20 protein-coding genes are annotated in these 19390 nt (G+C 52.7%); 9 read left to right on the top strand and 11 right to left on the bottom strand.

The window, feature by feature from the left end; all coding sequences use genetic code 11:
- The first annotated feature begins 15 nt into the window (after window positions 1-15).
- The 3 genes from BSR28_RS06445 (at window position 16) to BSR28_RS06435 (ending at window position 1972) form a co-directional block, all read left to right on the top strand.
- On the top strand, window positions 16-630 hold the full coding sequence (locus tag BSR28_RS06445) for a biotin transporter BioY (protein WP_073713675.1): 615 nt from the start codon (window positions 16-18) through the stop codon (window positions 628-630).
- A 108-nt stretch (window positions 631-738) separates the two neighbouring features.
- Complete coding sequence (locus BSR28_RS06440; protein ID WP_073713674.1) at window positions 739-1368, top strand: hypothetical protein; 630 nt, start codon at window positions 739-741, stop codon at window positions 1366-1368.
- Window positions 1352-1972: an endonuclease III domain-containing protein gene (locus tag BSR28_RS06435; RefSeq protein WP_083563136.1), complete on the top strand. Its 621-nt coding sequence runs from the start codon at window positions 1352-1354 to the stop codon at window positions 1970-1972. The genes BSR28_RS06440 and BSR28_RS06435 overlap by 17 nt, the downstream gene beginning before the upstream one ends.
- 79 nt (window positions 1973-2051) lie before the next feature.
- Here BSR28_RS06435 and BSR28_RS06430 read toward each other — a convergent pair whose 3' ends face one another.
- Complete coding sequence (locus BSR28_RS06430) at window positions 2052-3158, bottom strand: FUSC family protein (RefSeq protein WP_073709257.1); 1107 nt, start codon at window positions 3156-3158, stop codon at window positions 2052-2054.
- A gap of 311 nt (window positions 3159-3469) precedes the next feature.
- Here BSR28_RS06430 and tgt point away from each other — a divergent pair, with 311 nt between their 5' ends.
- Window positions 3470-4759, top strand: coding sequence for a tRNA guanosine(34) transglycosylase Tgt (gene tgt, locus BSR28_RS06425; RefSeq protein ID WP_073709382.1), 1290 nt, complete (start codon window positions 3470-3472; stop codon window positions 4757-4759).
- A gap of 73 nt (window positions 4760-4832) precedes the next feature.
- Here the strand turns inward: tgt and BSR28_RS06420 are convergent, their stop codons facing one another.
- Window positions 4833-5519: a queuosine precursor transporter gene (locus tag BSR28_RS06420; RefSeq protein ID WP_233120622.1), complete on the bottom strand. Its 687-nt coding sequence runs from the start codon at window positions 5517-5519 to the stop codon at window positions 4833-4835.
- Between the two features lie 147 nt (window positions 5520-5666).
- The gene (locus BSR28_RS06415) at window positions 5667-7352 is read right to left on the bottom strand and encodes an FAD-dependent oxidoreductase (protein WP_073713672.1); all 1686 of its coding nucleotides are present in this window, start codon (window positions 7350-7352) and stop codon (window positions 5667-5669) included.
- Window positions 7353-7584: 232 nt separating this feature from the next.
- Between BSR28_RS06415 and BSR28_RS06410 the strand changes: the two genes are divergently transcribed.
- Window positions 7585-9126, top strand: a complete 1542-nt coding sequence (locus BSR28_RS06410) for an aspartate:alanine exchanger family transporter (protein ID WP_073713744.1) — start codon at window positions 7585-7587, stop codon at window positions 9124-9126.
- On the opposite strand, the gene BSR28_RS06405 is transcribed toward BSR28_RS06410, so the two are convergent.
- From BSR28_RS06405 to BSR28_RS06395, 3 genes are all read right to left on the bottom strand, one after another.
- A complete protein-coding gene (locus BSR28_RS06405) occupies window positions 9123-10847 on the bottom strand; it encodes a DUF2207 family protein (RefSeq protein ID WP_073713671.1) in 1725 nt (574 codons plus the stop codon). The two genes, BSR28_RS06410 and BSR28_RS06405, sit on opposite strands and share 4 nt — an antisense overlap.
- Before the next feature lie 58 nt (window positions 10848-10905).
- On the bottom strand, window positions 10906-11463 hold the full coding sequence (locus BSR28_RS06400) for a LemA family protein (RefSeq protein WP_073709260.1): 558 nt from the start codon (window positions 11461-11463) through the stop codon (window positions 10906-10908).
- A 314-nt stretch (window positions 11464-11777) separates the two neighbouring features.
- Window positions 11778-12329, bottom strand: a complete 552-nt coding sequence (locus BSR28_RS06395) for an HdeD family acid-resistance protein (RefSeq protein ID WP_073713670.1) — start codon at window positions 12327-12329, stop codon at window positions 11778-11780.
- Window positions 12330-12490: 161 nt separating this feature from the next.
- Here BSR28_RS06395 and BSR28_RS06390 point away from each other — a divergent pair, with 161 nt between their 5' ends.
- The gene (locus BSR28_RS06390; RefSeq protein WP_073713669.1) at window positions 12491-13543 is read left to right on the top strand and encodes a YeiH family protein; all 1053 of its coding nucleotides are present in this window, start codon (window positions 12491-12493) and stop codon (window positions 13541-13543) included.
- Between the two features lie 123 nt (window positions 13544-13666).
- Here the strand turns inward: BSR28_RS06390 and BSR28_RS06385 are convergent, their stop codons facing one another.
- A complete protein-coding gene (locus BSR28_RS06385; protein ID WP_073713668.1) occupies window positions 13667-14347 on the bottom strand; it encodes a hypothetical protein in 681 nt (226 codons plus the stop codon).
- Between the two features lie 240 nt (window positions 14348-14587).
- On the opposite strand from BSR28_RS06385, the gene BSR28_RS06375 reads away from it, so the two are divergent.
- On the top strand, window positions 14588-15280 hold the full coding sequence (locus BSR28_RS06375) for a hypothetical protein (protein ID WP_143237609.1): 693 nt from the start codon (window positions 14588-14590) through the stop codon (window positions 15278-15280).
- Window positions 15281-15337: 57 nt separating this feature from the next.
- Here BSR28_RS06375 and BSR28_RS06370 read toward each other — a convergent pair whose 3' ends face one another.
- A complete protein-coding gene (locus tag BSR28_RS06370) occupies window positions 15338-15610 on the bottom strand; it encodes a hypothetical protein (protein ID WP_073713665.1) in 273 nt (90 codons plus the stop codon).
- A 102-nt stretch (window positions 15611-15712) separates the two neighbouring features.
- A complete protein-coding gene (locus tag BSR28_RS06365; RefSeq protein ID WP_073713664.1) occupies window positions 15713-15898 on the bottom strand; it encodes a hypothetical protein in 186 nt (61 codons plus the stop codon).
- A gap of 128 nt (window positions 15899-16026) precedes the next feature.
- On the opposite strand from BSR28_RS06365, the gene BSR28_RS06360 reads away from it, so the two are divergent.
- Window positions 16027-16437 (top strand): hypothetical protein, encoded by a 411-nt coding sequence (locus BSR28_RS06360; protein WP_073713663.1) that lies wholly within the window; start codon window positions 16027-16029, stop codon window positions 16435-16437.
- 233 nt (window positions 16438-16670) lie between these two features.
- On the opposite strand, the gene BSR28_RS09050 is transcribed toward BSR28_RS06360, so the two are convergent.
- Window positions 16671-16892 (bottom strand): hypothetical protein, encoded by a 222-nt coding sequence (locus tag BSR28_RS09050; RefSeq protein ID WP_073713662.1) that lies wholly within the window; start codon window positions 16890-16892, stop codon window positions 16671-16673.
- Window positions 16893-16933: 41 nt separating this feature from the next.
- On the opposite strand from BSR28_RS09050, the gene BSR28_RS06350 reads away from it, so the two are divergent.
- Entirely contained in the window at window positions 16934-17293 is a 360-nt protein-coding gene (locus BSR28_RS06350) for a hypothetical protein (protein ID WP_073709277.1), read from the top strand.
- Between the two features lie 164 nt (window positions 17294-17457).
- Here the strand turns inward: BSR28_RS06350 and cls are convergent, their stop codons facing one another.
- Entirely contained in the window at window positions 17458-19146 is a 1689-nt protein-coding gene (gene cls / locus BSR28_RS06345; RefSeq protein ID WP_083563135.1) for a cardiolipin synthase, read from the bottom strand.
- Window positions 19147-19390: the final 244 nt, after the last annotated feature.

The following is a 19390-nucleotide window of genomic DNA, read 5'->3' as shown; positions in this document are numbered from 1 at the left end:
GTAGAAAGAAAAACCATGACCATTAATAAAACTTCCCAGTCCCTGAAACCGGCCGTGTTCGCTGAGGCGCTTAACCTTGGCCGCCTAAGCGGGGTTGCCCGTGACGTACTGTTGGTTCTAGGTGGCGCCCTGCTGGTGGGCGCCCTAGCGCAGTTGAGCATCCCGATTGGTCCCGTGCCGGTCACTGGCCAGACCTTGGGTGTTCTGCTGGTGGGTGCCGCTTTGGGGGCGAAGCGGGGTGCGACCTCGCTAGCTACCTACTTGGTGTTGGGCCTTGCTGGGGTGCCGTGGTTTGCGAACTTTACGGGCGGACCGGCTGCCCTATTGAAGCCCTCTTTTGGGTTCATCCTGGGTTTCGTATTCGTTGCTGCTCTGGTCGGGGTGGGTGCCGAACGCGGCTGGGATCGTCAGCTACCCACCGCTTTTGCCCTGTATTTTGGGGCCAGCGTGGTGCTGTATGTTTTTGGTTTGACCTACCTGTGGGCGGCACTGGCTTACGCCGGTAAGACCCTGTCCTTGGGCACGCTACTGCAGGTGGGGCTAGTGCCCTTCATCCCTGGTGACCTGTTGAAGACTGCGATTGCTGCGGGCTTGTCCCCGCTGGCTTGGAAGCTAGTTAACCGCGGCTAGCTCGGGTTTCATTTCAAAATGGTTTCATTTATTGGTCGTCTATATTACTTTTTGTAAGTCTGCTCTAATCTATGTGTTCGTACAGTTTTAGTGACTTTAGGACGATCAATGGAAGAAAACCAAAATCAGACAAACCCTGAACTTACGAATACCGCTGTTATCGGCACTCAGGCCGCTCTATCGGAGCCAGAAACCGGCTACCAAACTGTCCCCCCAACCGTTGGTAGCAATGGGAGTTTTGCCGCGGATGTAGACAGCGATCCGGTTGCTGTAGATGCTCCTAAGGCAAAGCTTCCACTACTAAACATTTTGACCATTGTGCTTTCTTCAGTTTGGTTGATCGCCAGCGTGGTTGGTTCAGTCATGATTTTCTCTGCCGAGGAAGTTGACGACTCACCAGTCAGTAGGATTTCTCAAACAGTGATTGAACCTGAGAGTCAACATGCTTTCTATGGTGGAGACGCCTATACCGGAATTCAACAGGCAGCCTCAGATACTGAACACACGGTAGCGACTTCAGCTAATGCAATTCAAAAAGTAAACTTGGATATCGTTGCGTGGCAAACTCGCACCCAATCCAAAGCTTTAGCGATCGCAAACCGTCCTATTCAACTAGGGCTAGGATTCGTGGTTTTGGGGTTGGGAATCGTTCCTTTCCTATTCTCACTGAACTCGCTTGCTTCCGTCATAGCTCGTACCAAAAATGGTCTCACTTCGACCAATGCCCCTGCCCTTTAGGGAGATTTTTACGCGCCTCGAAGCTCGCGTGCCCATGGAGGTGTGGTGGCCCGGGGAGTCTGATTTTGAGATTATGGTGGGCGCGATTTTGACGCAGAATACGGCTTGGACGAATGTTGAGTACGCGCTGGCGAACCTTAAATCCGAAAACTTGATGGACCCGCAGGCGCTTCTAGATTGCTCGACTGAGCAGCTGGTTGAACTGATCCGCCCCGCCGGGTATTTCAACGCTAAAGCTAAGTATTTGAAGAACCTGTGCAAGTGGGTCCTAGCTAACCCGAATGCCGCTGATCTGCCCACACCGGAGCTACGCAAGTCCCTGCTTTCGGTGGCCGGGGTGGGTCCGGAGACCGCGGATGATCTGCTGCTTTACGTGTACCAGCGCCCGGTTTTCATTTTTGATACTTACGCGCGGCGCATGCTTGATGCGGCCGGCTATGACGTCCCTAAGTCTTACGAGGGCGCTCGGCAAGCCTTGCAGCACCACGTGGACTTGGCAGGTTTTGATACCGCGCAGCAGGCCAAACTGCATGGGCTGATTGTGGATGGTGGTAAGCGGGCCCGCACTGAGGGTTGGCAGGACCTGCTGGCCTCGCTCCCCTAGGCGAATAACCCAATTCGGCGGCAACCTACCCACCCTAAGCCCGACTCGGCACCAACCCAAGTAGGCGCGAAGAAGCTTATTAAGCGTCCTCGGCGGGCTTATTTTTGTTGCCAAAAGTGCGCTGTAGGTAGTCGGCCACCTGGTCGATAATGAAGACCACAATCAGCACGAAAATAATGCCAAAGGCGTTATCTAGGATGCGCGCGGTAATGGAGCTGGTGGGGCCCATGAGCAGCATGGCTACACTGAGCGCACCAAGGGAGTTGAAGATGGTCTGGTAGCGGTAACTGGTGGTTAGACCCACTAGGAAGCCGCCGCTTAGGCCCACCAGGGTGGGGGTCATGCCGGGGATGAGGGTGAGCCCGTAGAACAGGATCGAGCCCAGGATGGTCCCTAGGATTCGTTCGAACATTTTGCCTAGGCGTAGGTGCTCGTAGGGGGAAAGTACAGACATGGCGGCAATGCCGATCCACATGACGCGCTCTAGGCCCACCAGGGTGCCGCACCACATGGCTAGGGGCACTAGGATCGCCAGTTTTAGTTTCCATTCGTCCGCTTTGGTGCGGGGGTCAAAATCGCTGAAGACGGCGCCCAGGCCGCGGGTGGAAGTATTGTGCTGGTTTTTGCGGTACAGGATCGAGGCCGCCCAGGCGCCACCTAGTAGTAGGCCGGCAATGCGGGCCGGTTGGGCGGCGCGTGGGGCGGGGTAACCGTAGAGCAGTAGGAAGCTTAGTACTAGGACGATGTGGTTTTGGAACTCGACGCGGTCGCAGCCTAGAATCAAGATGAGCATCAGAGTTGCGGCTAGCAGGGCGAAACCGCCTAGGGCGGGCCAGCCTCCCAGTCCGGTCAGGTATTGGGCGGCGGGTGGGACGGCCGCGAAGAGGATGAAGATGAAGAAGAGGGCCAGGGCGCCTTGGCCACTGGAGTAGCCGAAGTGCACCTTTTGGAAGGTGAGGACGCTTAGCAGGACCACCACACCAACGATCGCGTTATCTGGTCCTAGGACGGTGACGAAGCCGATGACGAACAGGACGCAGAAGATTAGCGTGACTAGGGCTTTGGCGGCGATACCCGCGTAGATGGGGGCTTTTTCTTTGAAGCCGTGAGAGGATCGCAGGTCGTTTTTGAGGTGTGCTAGGTCTTCGTTGATGACTCGCCAAAAGCTCTTTAACGCCGGATGCATAAGCGTAGTTTCCTCTCTATAAGTTTGTGTTGCTGTGGCTTGCGAATGCAAAACCCAGCTGTTTCTAGTCTAGTCTTCTTGAGGGCTAGTGCCCGGCCAGCAGAGTGTGATCCTGGCGCGCTTTGTTCGCTTAGGTTTGTGTTTTTCTTGGGTTTCGCGGTTTAATTGGGCCTAGTTTTGTTAACTGTTTAAGGACTTTTATGACCACCGAAGCGACTGATTCAAACCTTGAAGTACCGGCAGCAGGCCCGGACGCAACCGTGAAACGTTCTAAGCGTAGCCGTCGCCGCGAACGCCGCGCGCTGGAGGCTATGACTCCCCCGCCGCAGCCGCTTCCGCAGAGTGACCCGGATCCGCTCCCACAGCAGGGTGATTTTAGTTTTGAAGTCACCAGTCAGCTTCCTAACGGCCTGGGTCGTACCGGCGTCATTCATACTCCGCACGGTGATATTCAGACTCCCGCTTTTATTGTGGTGGGCACGAAGGCAACCGTGAAGGCGGTATTGCCCGATTCGATTCGCGACTTGGGTGCGCAGGCCACCTTGGCGAATGCGTTCCACCTTTACTTGCAGCCGGGTCCAGAAATTTTGGACGAGGCTGGCGGGCTGGGTCAGTTTATGAACTGGCAGGGTCCGACCTTCACTGATTCGGGTGGTTTCCAGGTGATGAGTTTGGGCTCGGGCTTTAAGAAGGTCCTGGCTATGGATACTACCGGCATGCAATCTGATGATGTGATTGCTGAGGGTAAGACTCGTCGTGCCCATGTGGATGATGATGGGGTTTGGTTTACTTCCCCCTTGGATGGTTCGAAGCACCGTTTTACCCCTGAGGTTTCCTTGCAGATTCAGCACCAGTTGGGTGCCGATATTATGTTTGCTTTTGATGAGCTGACCACCTTGGCGCACACGCGCAGTTACCAGGAGTCTTCTTTGGAGCGCACCCGGTTGTGGGCGCAGCGTTGTTTGCGTGAACACCGCCGCCTGTCGATTGAGCGTGAGCACCGCCCGTATCAGGCCCTGTTTGGGGTGATTCAGGGTGCCCAGTATGAGGATCTACGCCGGAAGGCTTGCCAGGACCTGTCAGAGATGTCCATCGATGGCCAGCAGTTTGATGGTTTTGGTTTGGGCGGTGCCATTGAGAAGCAGCGCCTGGGTGAGATTGTGGGCTGGTGTGCGCAGGAGTTGCCGCAAAATAAGCCCCGTCACCTGCTGGGGATTTCAGAGCCCGATGACCTGTTTGCGGCTTGTGAGATGGGTGCGGATACTTTCGACTGCGTGAATCCGTCCCGGGTGGCCCGTAATGCGGCTATTTACACGAACCGAGGTCGCTATAACGTGAACCGTGCTGTGCATAAGCGGGATTTCCGTCCCTTGGAAGAAGGATGTGAGTGCTACACGTGTCAGAACTACACGCGCGCTTACCTGCATCACCTATTTAAGGCGAAGGAAATGCTGGCTTCTACTTTGGCTACGATCCACAATGAGTACTGGACGGTGAACTTGGTGGAGCAGATTCGTCTGTCCATGATTGAGGGTCGTTTTGAGGCGTTCCGGGATGAGTTCTTGGGTCGGTACTATGAGAATGGTGGCCGCCTAAAATAAGGCTCCTATAAAGACAATATCCCCTAGCTAGGTGGTTAAAACACCACTTAACTAGGGGATAAATTTTTGAAGACTAGGCGGAAATTGCCTGAGCGTCCTCGTAGGAAGGTTCATGCTGTTTGATGTACTTGATGACCTGAGTGGTAATGGGAATTACCGCGTACTGGGCAATGATTTTCCATCCGGCCCCAAACACGGTGTACTTAACGAAATCTTGGAACGTCTGGATGCCGATCACACTTGCGGCAATTGAACAAAAGATCACGGTATCAACGATTTCCCCCACACCCGTAGAGGACATAAGTCGGGCAATCAGGCGCTTTTCGTAGTTGCGGGCTTTGCCTCGAACCATAATGAAAGAGTTAGTTAGCTGTCCCCCTAAGAAACCCAGAAGACCGGCAACGACGATCTGCCAAACCGGCCCAAGGACCATTTCCATGGCGGCATCATGCTGAACCGACCAGTCATCGGTGAAGCCAGGCAGCAGGATCACGATCTCAAAGCAAACCACAGCCAAAAATGACATGACAAAGCCAACTAGGATGCCTTTTCGGGCGGCTTTAAAGCCGTAGACCTCAGTGGTGATATCACCGCAAATGTAGGCCAGTGGGAACAGGAAGAAACCACCATCAGTGATGAACCAACCTAGTTGGACACCCTTGGTGGCAGCAATATTAGAAAGAATCACGACAACGGTCATGACAGTTAGGATCACGGGATAAAAACGCGATCCGGCGGAAGCGTATGCAGGTTTTTTCACGCCCACTATCCTAAGGGGATTTTTCAATCTGTCTATTTTTGCACTCGTAAATCCTTGAAGCTTTAACGCAATTAACAGACCCGGGCGGGAACTATACAAAATGCTTAGTTCCCGCCCAGCACCTCAGGAGATTTAACTATGAAAAGCTCAGGATTCGCGTTCTCGCTTACGCTGCAAAGCTGACCAAGAAGTATAGCCACCATCAAGGTTCGCGGCGTCAATGCCATTAGCCTGCAAAATCTGCACCGCCGTATGGCCACGCACGCCCACGGCACAGTGGACAATCACTTCCTTACCCTCTGCCAGCTGGCGGACCTCATCAATCCGGCCACGCAAATCATCCAGCGGAATATTAATCGCGCCTGGGATATTTCCGCGACGGAACTCAGCTTCCGTACGCACATCCAGCACTGCCTGACCAGAATCCATGCACTGCGGCAGATCCTTCACATCCACACTCTTAGTCAAACCAGTAGCAATATTGTCAGCGACAAAGCCCAACATGGTCACCGGATCCTTAGCGGAACCAAACTGCGGGGCATATGCCAAGTCAATACCAGCCAGATCCGGGGCGGTCAGGCCGCCAGCGATCGCCGTGGCAATCACGTCAATGCGCTTATCCGCACCCGCACCACCAATCGCCTGGGCACCCAGGATCTTCAAAGACTGGGGATCATAAACCAGTTTCAAAGCTAACTTCTCTGCCCCCGGGTAGTAGGTAGCGTGGTTGAACGGGTGCGTGTGAATCACGGCCACTTCCTTACCGGCAGCCCTAGCCTTACGCTCATTCCAGCCGGTGGCCGCCACGGTCAAGCCCATCACGCCCACTACCGCGGTACCAAGGACGCCTGCAGTTTCGCGACGCTCAGCACCCTCGAAAGGCGAATCCAAGCCCACAATAATGTCAGCCACCGTCCGCCCGTCACGGTTCGCACTATTTGCCAAGGGGATATGAACCGGGGAACCATCAATCCGGTCACGCTTAACCACCGCGTCACCCACGGCAAAAATATTCGGGTCACTGGTGCGCTGCTGGGCATCAACAATGATGCCGCCACGCTGATCCGTTTCAATGCCGGCCTGCTGGGCAATGCCACTCTCTGGGCGGACACCCACCGCGGCCACTACCAACTGTGCCGGGACCTGACGGCCCGACTTCAAAACCACATCGGTCTCAGAAACCTCAACCGCCTGATCGTTAGTGATGATCTTGACGCCCTGATCAATCAGGTGATTTTCGACAATCGCGGCCATTTCCTCATCCAGCGGGGCCAAAATATGGGGTGCTGCCTCGACGATCGTCACGTCAATCCCGCGCGCATGGAGGTTCTCTGCCAATTCCAGACCAATGAAGCCGCCACCCAGGATCGCGGCGGTTTCCGGCTTCGTTTCAATGGCCTCCACCATCGCATCCACGTCGCTGACATTGCGTAGGGTCAAGGCGCGTTCAATGCCGGGCATAGGTGGCACGAAGGGGCGAGCCCCCGGGGCCAAAATCAGTTGATCGTAGTGGAAAGTCTTCGTACCCTCTGGGGTTTGAGCCAGCACGCTTTGAGCCTGGCGGTCAATGGCCACGGCCTCATGATTCACCAGCACGTCCAGATTGAAGCGGGACTTTAGCGATTCGGGGGTTTGCAGTAGTAGGCTGTCACGTTCTTCAATGACCCCGCCCGCGTAATACGGTAGGCCACAGTTAGCGAAGGAAACGTGCTGTCCTTTTTCGAGGATGGTGATCTTAGCGTCCTCGTCTAGGCGGCGTAGTCGGGTAGCGGCGGACATGCCCCCGGCGACGCCTCCAATAATCACAACTTCGCGTGGTTTTTCGGTGTTCATTTGCGGTCCTTAAAGTACGGGTCCAAAAGATGACTTACAACACTAACATATACCCCCGGGGGTATACAGTCAAGAGCTTTCCCCCACGAGCCAAGCCCGCACCGAAAAGCCATAATCTCCAGCCTGCGACGCCAAGACCACACTCATCTAACAAGCCACCCGCAAACGAAAGTACTAACCTAGACCGGTGCACGCAATCATTGAATTCCTAGTCAGCGCTCCCCTGCTGACCATGTTTCTAGTCATCGGCCTAGGCACCGCCTTCGGCCAGATCCCCATTGGCCCCATCCGCTTCGGTGCCGCCGGCGCCCTATTCGTCGGACTAGCCGTAGGCGCACTGGATCCACGCCTAGGGGCACCCATGACCATGCTGCGCTCCCTGGGACTAGCGCTCTTCTGCTACACCGTCGGGATCGGTGCCGGCGCCACGTTCTTCCGCAACTTAAAGAAGCAACTGCCCATCATGCTGCTGTGCGTGGCCGCGCTGGTGATCTCAGGTTTGGCGGGCGCTGCCTGGTCGCACCTAGCCGGAATCACCCCCGCCATGGACGCAGGTGCCTTTGCGGGCTCACTCACCTCACCCGTCCTCGACGCTGCTATTGAGGCGGCCGGGAATACTCAGCCGGCCATCGGCTACGCCCTGGCCTACCCGGTGGGTGTAGCCACCGCGATCGTGATTATTGCGCTTCTACTACGCACCCCTTGGGGACGTACCTGGCCAGCCCATAACGACGCACCGGCCGCGGGCGCTGCCGGCCTGACCGCAACCACCATTGAGGTCCTCAAGCCCATCTACGTGCACGACCTACCGGGCTTTGCCCGCAACGAAGTCCGCCTCTCTTACCTTGAACGCGACGGAGAAACCCGCGTGATTCACCCCAACGACCAGCTCTTCCCCCGCGACCGCGTAGTCGTAGTTGGTAGCCCCAAGGCCGTCGAGGCCGCCCGCGCCGACCTGGGTAGTTCCCACTCCACCTGCTTAGCCAAAGACCGCACCAAGGTGGATTTCCGTCGCCTAACCGTGTCCTCCCAGAATGTTGCTGGTCGGACAATCAGCGAAATCGACATGCCTGGGCGCTTTAACGGCGTGATCACCCGCGTTAAGCGCGCAGACCGCGACATTCTAGCGTTAGATGATTTTGTCCTCGAGTTGGGCGACCGCGTCCTTGCGGTAGTGCCCTCAGATAAGCTGGAGGAAGCGGCTACTTTCTTCGGGGATTCCGAAAAGTCCATTGCCACCATTGACGCTTTTACCGTCGGCCTAGGTATGGCCCTGGGTTTGGCCGTGGGTGCGATTCCGATCCCGCTAGGCCCGGGTATTCACCTGAAACTGGGGGTGGCGGCCGGACCGCTAATCATTGGCATGATACTAGGCTGGGTAGGACGCACCGGCCCCTTCGTTTGGGGACTGCCTCATGCCGCTAACCAGACCATCCGCCAGCTGGGTCTGCTGTTCTTCCTAGCGGCGATTGGCTTGGCCTCTGGCCCGGATTTTGCGGCTTCCGCCTTCTCTATGACGGGCGTGGCCGTGGGCGCACTGGCAGCTCTAATCATTGTCGTGAACGCGATCGTCCTAGTGGTAGGTTCACGATTCATTGGCTTGAGCGTCCAGCGCGCCGCTGGCGGCCTAGCTGGCCTGGTGGGCCAGCCGGCAATCCTGTCCTTCGCCCTGAGCGTCGAGGATGATGAGCGTATCGAAACCGGTTACGCCACCCTGTTCGCCTTGGCGATTGTGGTCAAGATCGTGATGGTACAGTTCTTGGTTTCGCTCTAGCGGACGCCGCCGCCAGAAGAGCTGGAACCGTACGAACCGCCACCGCCACCGACGAAACCGGTAGAACCGGAACTCGACGAGGCCATTGAACTGTAGCCGGACTGACCCGCAGCGCCCACTGCCATTGCGAAGTGGAAGGTTTGCTCATCAGGGGCAACGATCTGGCTGAAGTTCGGTACTAGGCGCTTGAGCTGGGCGTAGACTCGATCCGCGCAACCGAAGAGGGCCGCATAGATCAGGTAGTACTTCCACAGGCCAACCTCATTGATTTCTCTTTCATCAATGATTGTGAAGGTTTCAAGATAGTTCTTAAAGCCCCTCATCTTGGCTAGCTCCATGGCGCCGGCCTGGTTAACCCTAGTGACCTTCATGGGGAAGAATAGGGCCTTGGTTTTTACGACCTCGACTAGGCCTTCGGACTTGGTCAGGCGGTCACCGTATTCCTTCAGGTCCTCTAGTAGGTCATCCCATTCTTGGAAGCCGGTCTTGGAACCTAGGTGTCGTTTCATTTCCTTGGGTTCCAGCAGGTCGTTATCCCCGGCTGCTTCCAGCAGGATGAAGAAGGCCGAGCGTTCGTAGCGGTCCGCGATAGTGCTGCTGTCACGATCGGTGATCTGCAGGCCGTATTTGGCGTTACCGAACATGGTGTCCCCAATGTGGACCTGGCGAATGCGTCCGTCCAGCACCCACTTAACGATGTAGGCACTAAGCAGGTTTTGCCGCATGTCCTTATGCAGGTCACTATTGGCGTTCTTAGCCAGTGAGAATAGCCGATCCAGCTGGAATACCGGCGGGCGACCATAGTTCGAAGCGGCCGCGGTGAAGCTAGGATCGTCTAGGAACTGGTTCCGCAGGCGCTTTTCCTTGCTGGTTCCAACTACGGCTAACAGTGCCCCACCTAGGGCCAGTATCAGGGTTGGGATTAGGATTAGTGCACCGATGATCCAGCCCTTCCAGCGTCCCCAGAAGGAGTCGTCCACGGCTGACCTAGCCCCTTCCTTAGAGATATCCACTAGCTCTTGGTAGGTTTTGCTGTCTTGCGCGTTTGTGCTGAAAGTTCCGGGTTCGATCTTGGCCATGAGGGCCAGACCTAGGTCGGTGTCGAACTGGGAGTTCAGTTGGTATTCCAGTTGGTCGTTTTCGTAAACGAAACTTCCCTCGTTACCGAAGTTCAGGGGTTCGGTGACATTGTCGGCGTTGAACAGGGGCGAGCGGATAATGACTCGCAGGTTCTTTGGGCCGTCAGTGATTCCAGTTTGAATGAACCGCCAGTTGATGGCTTGGGCATCTGGGAGGTTTACTACTAGGTTCCGTACCGTGTAGGTGACTTTGTAGGTGTGGGGGCCGTATTCACCGATTCCCCAGCAGAGCTCCGTGTCGCCCTTTTTATTTACCTGGATACCTGATTTCCCGGCTTTTTCTTCGCGGGAGTCTTTAGAGTCCCAGTTGGGTACGGTTTGGAAGAGGGTGCCGTTTTCTTCGACGTGGAAGTCGGCGATTTCTTGGTTTTCCAGTAGGTTACCGAAGCTGATGAAGCGTTCGGTTCCTCTATCGTCATCGACCTGCCAGGTTTCGGTGAAGTGCGCGTCGCCATTTTCGTCAATGTCGACGACGATTTCCTGGCTGTCGAATTCGGTTGCTTGAGCCTGTGGTGTGATCCCCAGGAAGGGGATCAGCACCATCAGGATTGAGAGCAGGGTTGCTTTTAGCTTCCCGTTCATGGTTTTGCTCCAGTCGAGGGGTGGGTTGCGGTCGAAGTGTAAGTTCGGACCGTAAAGGTCAGTTCCAGCCGGGGGCGGCAGCCTTACCTTCAGATACTTGGAAGTATTCTTCGCTCTTGAAGCCGAACATTGAGGCCACAATGGAGGTCGGGAAGACTACTACCATGCGGTTAAACTTGGTGGTGGTGTCGTTGAAGACCATACGAGCCATACGAATGTTTTCTTCGTATTCGGCTACCTGGGTCATGGTCTGCTGGTAGACGCCACTGGCCTTTAGCTGGGGGTAGTTTTCGGCTACGGCCATGATCTTGCTTAGTGCGCCGGTGAAGATGTTTTCGTCTTTTTGTAGTTCCTGAACGCCAGAGTTGCGGCCTACGGAGGCGCGGGCTTCGACAACGTCGGTTAGGACTTTACTTTCGTAGTCTGCGTACTGTTTGGTGGCCTGGATCAGGGAGGTGAGCGCGTCCCAGCGGGTTTCCATCTGGACGGCGATCTGACTCTTAGCGTTGTTGCGTAGTTCGCGGGTCTTTACGAAGTTGTTGTAGCTGACAATCACGAACAGGATCAGCAGTAGTAGCAGTACGCCAATCACGCTGCCGGAAATAATCCATCCCATGATTCACTCTACCTTTCATTGGGTCGTATGTTTGGAGATCGTTTGATTTCCTTTTCAAGATAAGGATATTGCATTAGCTGACCTAATACGGGCTTAACGGGGATTATTGCCCATGTTTTGGATCCTAGGAGTCTGGTACTCCCCTAGCCTTTCTGCCCTTAGGGCCCCTTTTTCAGGTTGGCTATACTCTTCCCGCTTGCCTGAGGTTTTTCGATTCTTGGGCTTTTCTACTTTTTGCCGAGGACGCTTACAGACCAAAACCGGCCGCTCCCGTTTCGGGGAGGGCCGGTTTCAGATTGTCTGTTTGGGTTTCTTTAGCGGATTTCGCGTACCCGCACGACGGGGATTCTTTGGGTGAAGAATTCGTAGATGCGGAAGACCCCGAAGATGATGAATGAGATGGCTACTAGGTAGACGAAGAAGGCGCCAGAGAGCCATGGTTCGATCATGATTACGAAGGCTAGTAGCAGGGTGAGGATGCCTGATAGTAGCAGGAAGGCGGTGGCATGCTTGCCAATCAGAGTGCCGCCTTGGATGGCTAGCATTAGGCGTCCAACGCCCACGAAGATCATCCAGAAGGCTAGAAGCAGCGGGACGGTGGCGGCCTGCTCGATTAGAGTGTCGCCCAGTAGGCTGACGCCTAGGATGATGGTGATGACGGCTAAGAATAGGTGCCAGCCGGATCGTTCATGTTTTTGCCTAGAAAGGTAGTCGGCTAGGCTGATGATGCCGTCGACGAAGACGGCAATGGCGAAGAGCCAGCCCATGGCCGCTAGAGGCCAAAGCGGGTTGATGAACATGAGGACGGCCATCAGGATGAAAATAATACCGGTGACCAGTGCCCACCAGTTACGCGATTTAAGCATTAGTTTTCCTTTGCTTACTGATCTAGGTGATCTTTATGATTATCTGCTTACTTCAAGTCTAGCCTTAGCCCCGACTTTTTCCTTAAATACTGCGGATTAGTGGCCAAATGCACCAAGTTCCACTATCTACAATCGCTCTCACTTAGGTATATAGTGGAGCGGTGCCAAAAACTACGCAGAATACTTGGTTAAAGAACTTATCGCCCGCCTTTCCGGGACTGTTAGTGGGCGTCCTGGTCGCCCTCGTATCTATTGCCTTAAACTGGGCGGTTCCCCTAGTTTCTTCCCTACTATTTGCCATGATCATTGGCCTACTGTTAGCCAATGTGGGGCGTAAGGGTCAGGGCCTGCCGGCCAGTTGGCAGCCGGGCGCCAAACTGTGCATGAAAACTATCTTGCGAGCGGGCGTGGTCCTGCTGGGTTTGCGCCTGTCAATCCCGGCGGTGATTTCGCTAGGTTGGGGCGTCGTGGGCGTAATCCTGCTGACCGTCACCTGCGTTTTTGTCTTCACTATTTTTCTTGGGCGTTGGCTGAAGATTGGGCCCACCACTACCCTACTTACCGCCACAGGCACCGCTATTTGTGGGGCCGCTGCCGTAGCCGGCATGAGCGCGGTTTTTACCGACGATGATTCCGAGGACGTTGACGACGCGGCCGCTACCGCCATCGCTTCTGTCACCCTATTTGGTTCTTTGGCGATCCTACTAATCCCAGCCTTGGCAAAGCTTTTGGGTCTGGCTCCCCTACAGTCTGGGGTGCTGGTTGGCGCTTCCATTCACGAGGTCGGTCAGGTGGTGGCCGCTGGCGGCCTAATGGGCCCAGAGGTACTAGACGTGGCAGTAGTGACCAAGCTGGGGCGCGTGGCCATGCTGGCTCCCCTAGTGGCGATTGTGGGCGTAATTCATGCCCGGAAAATGAGCCAGCTTCCCACAAAGGGTCATGCGAAGCGCCCACCCATCGTGCCGCTTTTCGTGGTGGGTTTCTTAGCCATGGTGCTGCTGCGTTCAGTGGCGGGCGCCTACCTGCCCGGATGGTTCCTGTGGGGCGCGAACCAGGTGTCGGTCTTCCTGTTGACCATGGGCATGTTCGCGATGGGTGCGGGCGTTAACCTGCGGGTTGTGGCCACCACCGGTCTGCGCGCCCTGGGCCTAGGTGCTTTCGCTGGGGTCGTTGCCACCCTAGTCGCCCTGGGCGGTATCTACGCACTGGTCTAGAAAAGTTCAGTTTCTTTTAAACTAGTCTTTATTCCATCAGACCTAACGCACGAAAATATAGATCCGGCCTACGATCTACTTACCAAGCTAATCGTAGGCCGTTTTAATATCTATCGACGAAAGTCAGTTACTGTTTAGCACTTGCTGACGATAGTTAAAAATGTGAGCATCCAGTTCATCAAATGAATCAGGCAAAAGTGAAACTAGATCTGTACGCATCAGTTTTTTCACGCCTTCAAATGGTGTGAGCTCACCTAGTGCTACTGCTTGACGAACATGCTCTCGCACTAGCCAATAACGCCGCCCTAGCTCGTCCAATTCGGGTTTATAGGCCTTTGAGAGCTGTTTCTTAACGGTATTAGATCCGGCTTTACCCGTCTTTTTCACCAAGAAAACAACGATAATAATCGACAACACTACGGATGAAGCAATCGTAATTTCTCCGCCCAGTCCCTGTAGTGCCGGCACAAAATTATGAATGATCTGACCAACAAGCATAAGAGCAATCAAAACAATTACTAAGAGGTAGCGCTGTAAAAACGGTCGGTCGTCTTTCTCTTTTACCGCTTCAAAGGGGTAAGGCATCTCGCTAAGACGATTCAAGACCCATAGTTGCGAGATATCTTGGCGAACAACCGGATCAAACACCGTAGTTCGATACTCGTAATAGCCTTTTTCTTGGGCATTGGCAACGATTGCATCACCCGCTCGCATTCCCAGGTTTACAGCGGCATTTCCCAGAGTCAACCCTGCACCAACGTTGAAGGCTTCCTTCATAGTAACTTGAGGCATTTCCATCTCCATTTAGTCTGTCCTCGAAATGTATTGCTTTAAATAATACTCCAGCAATACAGGTGCATCGTAGAACTTTAGCCTTAGAAACATCAGAGCAGCACTTTTCCGAATGGTCGAAAATTTCGAAAGTTTCAAGATATGCTGTTTGTAGTTTGAAAGTTTTGAAAGGACTTGAGCATGCTTCTGCATCGGCCCGATACCACAATTTATTTCGTAGTCCTAGCTGTATCTGCAGTTATTGTTCTGTCTATGAAGCTTTTTGAAAGCATCGTAAAGGACAAAGTCGCCGAGTTATTGCTTGCAGCTGACGGCTCAATGAATATCAAAACTGTCCGACCAGAACTGAACCTAGATCAGCCAACCCTGGTCACCAAGTTACGTTCAGAGCTAGTAAAGTACCGGGCGTTATACACCGTGATTTTAGGAATCTTGGCTATCATCGCCCCGGTTGCTGCTTACAGTTCAGTGATGATTAGTTTTATTCGCAAGTCGACGCTCTTATCACTTCGCGAGGACATGAAGCTTGTTAACACGTATGCCCCCTACGTGACTATCGTGCTGGTGGCTGGTTTCCTCATCTTCATGTTCGTTGCATGGCGGAAGAACTCCCTTCCGATTAAGGTAATTGACCAATACGTGGCCCAGAATAACTACGACCTACCCTTCGTGAATATCATCCGTAGCGGTGCTTTGAGCGTTGACATGCTTAGCGTCCAGAAGATCATCAGGAAGTACAAACTAGTAGAAGTTCCTGACGAAACAGCAACTCCGGACGCAGCGGATGCTCAGGAGATGCCCATCAACCCGTACACGGCAGATGCTCAGGGAATCCCCACTAACCCGTACGGAGCAAATGCTCAGGACATGCCCGTTAATCCGGGGGTAGCAGAGGTTCCTTATCCTGAAGGTCCCAACTCCCAGCCTCAGAACTATCAGAACTGATTCTTTCAGATTCTTTTAGCGAACCGAGATTTCAGATGATCGCGGTTTCGTATCACCCTAGAGGAGAGTGGTGATGACGATCGATCCAATAATGATCAGGGCAAAAACTACAGCTAGGGTTATTAGGTTTACGCGGCTTAGCTTGTAACGGTTGATTACCCACACCCACAGGTAGGCGAAGAAGAGCAGAATCGCCCCAGAGATTACGTAGGCGTACCAAGGTGCACCTTGCCAGTACATGGTTGCAGCTTGACTGAGCCATAGGACTAGTGCAAGAACGGTGGCATATCCGTAGGTGAAGTTTGAAGTACGGTTAACATTCGTGGCCATATCATTTCCTTCCAGATAATAAGATTAAAGACATCTTAAAATGGATCAAACCACCTATCAACCCTTCAAAAGACCGAGTCCCCCACTGGAATTACAATAGTCTCAGATGCCTATCACACCAAAGGTGGAATCTTTAATGCGTAGCGGGACGACAGAAGGCGCAGCTAAAACTTCAACGATTCTGCCCCACCAGGTGCGGGCTAGGTCGGCTACTAAATAGTTTTTATTGTAGGTAACATCGTGCTCCTCTAGGCATTTTTCTAGCTCAACCTGGAACTCATCAAACATCTAAAACACCTTTCCTATTTCCTACTTCTCCAAGGATAAACAGAAAGAAGCCCTAGCAATTCCACCCACTACAAGCTTCAGTTGGCGCTACAACCTCCGAATCAACTATACAAAGGTACTATGGGTTCATGCAGACAATTAAAAGTTACCTACTCCTCTTAATTCCACTTGGTTTACTTGCGCTACTCCCAATTATTATATTTAAGGTTACGAATCTTGCTGGAGCAGGAATTGAAAGCTCGGTGAGTGACTACATCTTTCTGCTACTTGTTGGAATTCTACCTTTTATGGTGTTGCACATCGTGGAAACAATACTTCTTTCTGCTTATAAAAACATTCCAAAATTCATAACCGAAATCAATGCGCTCTTAATTCAATTCTTTCTATATGCATCCCTCTTCCATATCAGATATGAATGGAATCAGGCATTTATCGCCGCACTAGCGGCAGGAATATACCTCACCATTCTGGTAGCAACGGGATATTTCTTAATCCCCAAAGAGACTCGAAACAAGTTAACCGGGAATAAGAAGAAATAGATACACACCTAGAACACCATCATAACTACGCCCCAAGTAACCATCTATTGTGACACAAAGCACACCTCAAACATTCCGCCCCCCCCGACTTAAACCTTAGACACAATGACCATGAAAATCTTACACATCAAGCAATTTGCTTAAATTAATCAAAAACTTCTATACAGTGTAATAAAAAAGTAAACAGAGCTTTTAGTTTACAAAATGTAAAGTTAGGACTATTCTAAAATCATCTAACATTTGTTAGATAGAACACTACCTAGGGAGGGTCTTAAGATGGCAACTTCGAAGATGAAGTTAACTAGCAAGCTCGCTAGCCTTCTTGCTCTCTTCCCATTTTGTGCTGTGCCAGCTATTCCGACTTCTGGTCCGATACCAAAGTCCACGAAGATGACAAACTCCTCTTGCTCCTCCACCTCCACTGATGGAACAAGCGCTGGTTGTTCATAAAACATGCAACAGTAACCAACAATCTACACTTGTATAGGAGTTCACCATGAAACCCGCGACCCAAAAATTCAGTGCATTATTAGTACCACTCGGAATAATAGGATTGGTTCTATACGGTCTATTTTTTGCGGAAATCATTCAACCGACATCAATCTGGATCGATATTACGCTTCTCGCTCTTACTGGGGCCGCAGCTGTGATCTACTTGCTCTTGAGCAAAAAGCACAATATTCGAGCAATATCGATTACCGTCCTATCAGTGATTGGGGTGGCAGCTATGATGTACATCCTCCTTCAGCCCTCAGGTAATGGTGCCGATGTTGGAATGGGAGCTGTCGCGATGATTTCTTCCGTGCTGGCCTATCTAGTAGCAGCGACGTACTTAGTCCCAGATCGCAAAGCCTAGATCATTGTTGTGGGTGGCACCAACAAAGTGCCACCCACTCTTTTTGTTATGGCATTCACCAAGTAGGTTTGCGCTTATTTTAGGACCGATACTTTATTCCCTTTGTTGTCCAGTGAGAGTAAAACCGACTTTAACGTGACCCCCTTAACGAGCCAAGCTTCTAACTAGAGCAGCGGAGCGAAGAACTTTAAGACGCCCTGGGCGGCTTTGTTTATCCAGGGGCGCCGTTTCCACTGCTCAAAAGTGACTTCCTCACTCTGAGCAAAACACTTTTCGAAATCGTCAGCAATCTCATTTATGACCGGATTTCGGTAAATGTAGCAGCCATCCTCGAACTGAATATTAAGTGAACGGAAGTCTAGATTGATACTGCCGGTAATCACCCGATCATCATCCGCTAAGAAGGTTTTCGCATGCACATATCCCGGGGAGTATTCGAAGATTCTTACTCCCCGCTCTAGGATCTGCCCATAGTTATAGCGCGTCACGTTACCTACCACCCAAGAATCGGCCCGTTTGGGAACCAGCAATCGCACGTCAACTCCACTGTTGACCGCCAGCGACATGGCTTGAAGTAGTGAGTCCTCCACAATCAAGAACGGCGACATCATCCAGACCCGCTCTGTGGCGGTATTCAACAGCTGACGATAGAGCGTTTCTGCGGGATTATCCGGAGTGAAAACTGGTCCGTCAGCAAAAGGAATTACCAGTCCCTGGTTCGTGGCCGTGGACGTAAGCTCGGCGGTGGCAGAAGCTTCTTCCTCGGCCCTTGCCTGTCCAAACAAGAGTGCGGTATCCGGAGTGGTATCGGGTTGCTCGGATGCCCACATCTCAAGGAAGATCGCGCTCAGACCCTGTACGCCAGGTCCCTCTAAACGCACTGCGACATCTTTCCAATACCCTAAGGGGTCGTATAGGTTGGCGTATTCGTCACCAATATTGCACCCACCCGTGTAACCGATGTTCCCATCGATAACGGCAATTTTCTGGTGTGTACGGTAGGTGATGTACAAGCGCGATAGCGATCTAAAAACCGGGTTAAAAGCGACCGCGTGGATGCCTTCGCTGGCCAGCTCCTGGCGAATATCACGCCGAGTATTGGTCACGCATCCTAGGTCATCGTAAAGCAGGAATACTTTGACGCCTTCTCTGGCTTTTTGAATCAGCAGACGCTTCAATTCAGCCCAGATATACCCGTCAGCAATAATGTAATACTCCAGCAAAATCGTATCTTTTGCGGCAGCAATATCCTTGAACAGGGAAACGAACCACTCTTCCCCAGAAGGAAAGTACTCTACGCGGGTATCCTCGTATGCAAGATGGCCGAAGCCCTTTAGATAGGTTAAATCCCGACGGAAAGCATCGCTTATGGGAAGCGAGTCAAGCGAGCCTTGAACAAGTGCCTTTGAAGGGCTAGCTGTCTCTAGCAGCTCATTGGTCTGGGTACGGCACGCCTGCAAGGCAGCAAAATTCTTGCGCAGTGGTCGGCTTCTGCCCCACAACAAATAGAACAGTACTCCCAAGCCGGGCAGGAGCAACAAAATAAGCATCCAGGCGTAGCGGAAGGATGGGGAGCGATCTTTTTGTAGGTCAAACAGGATGATGAAAAGTCCTAGTAGCTCTAGGGCGATGTATAGAGCAAAGCCCCCGGCGCGGAGGGTGTGGACTAGCCAGAGTAGAGCCGAAAATTCAAGGAGTACGAAGATGGCAACAACGCCAAGTTTGATTATCCCATTCCCGCTCATTCGGTAATCAGGGGTAAATTTGTGGGATTTTTTGAGGTAATTTTTGAACTCTTCGGGCGGGTTCACTAAAAGGCTACGCTCAGCGTTGCTCTGATTTTCAGCTTCCATAATCTGGATTATACAAGGTCATGAAAAGGGAAAATACCAGTCCTCACTTTTCGATAATTCGGAAAATGGGGACGCTTTAGAGGCAAAGTCACCCTGCCCCACCAAAAAGAAAAACCACCCAAACTTGACTTTTGTCAATGTTTGAGCGGCTTTTTCGCTGATACTTCTCTATCCAAACGGATACACCAAAACGCTTAGGGTGCTGCGTGGGTGAAAACTGGATGTTTTTCGGCTGAACTGGACG

Source organism: Boudabousia liubingyangii (genome assembly GCF_001907245.1).
In the GTDB taxonomy this organism is placed as follows: Bacteria; Actinomycetota; Actinomycetes; order Actinomycetales; family Actinomycetaceae; genus Boudabousia; species Boudabousia liubingyangii.
Note: the sequence above shows the minus strand (reverse complement) of the source record. Positions and strands in the feature narration are given on the sequence as shown.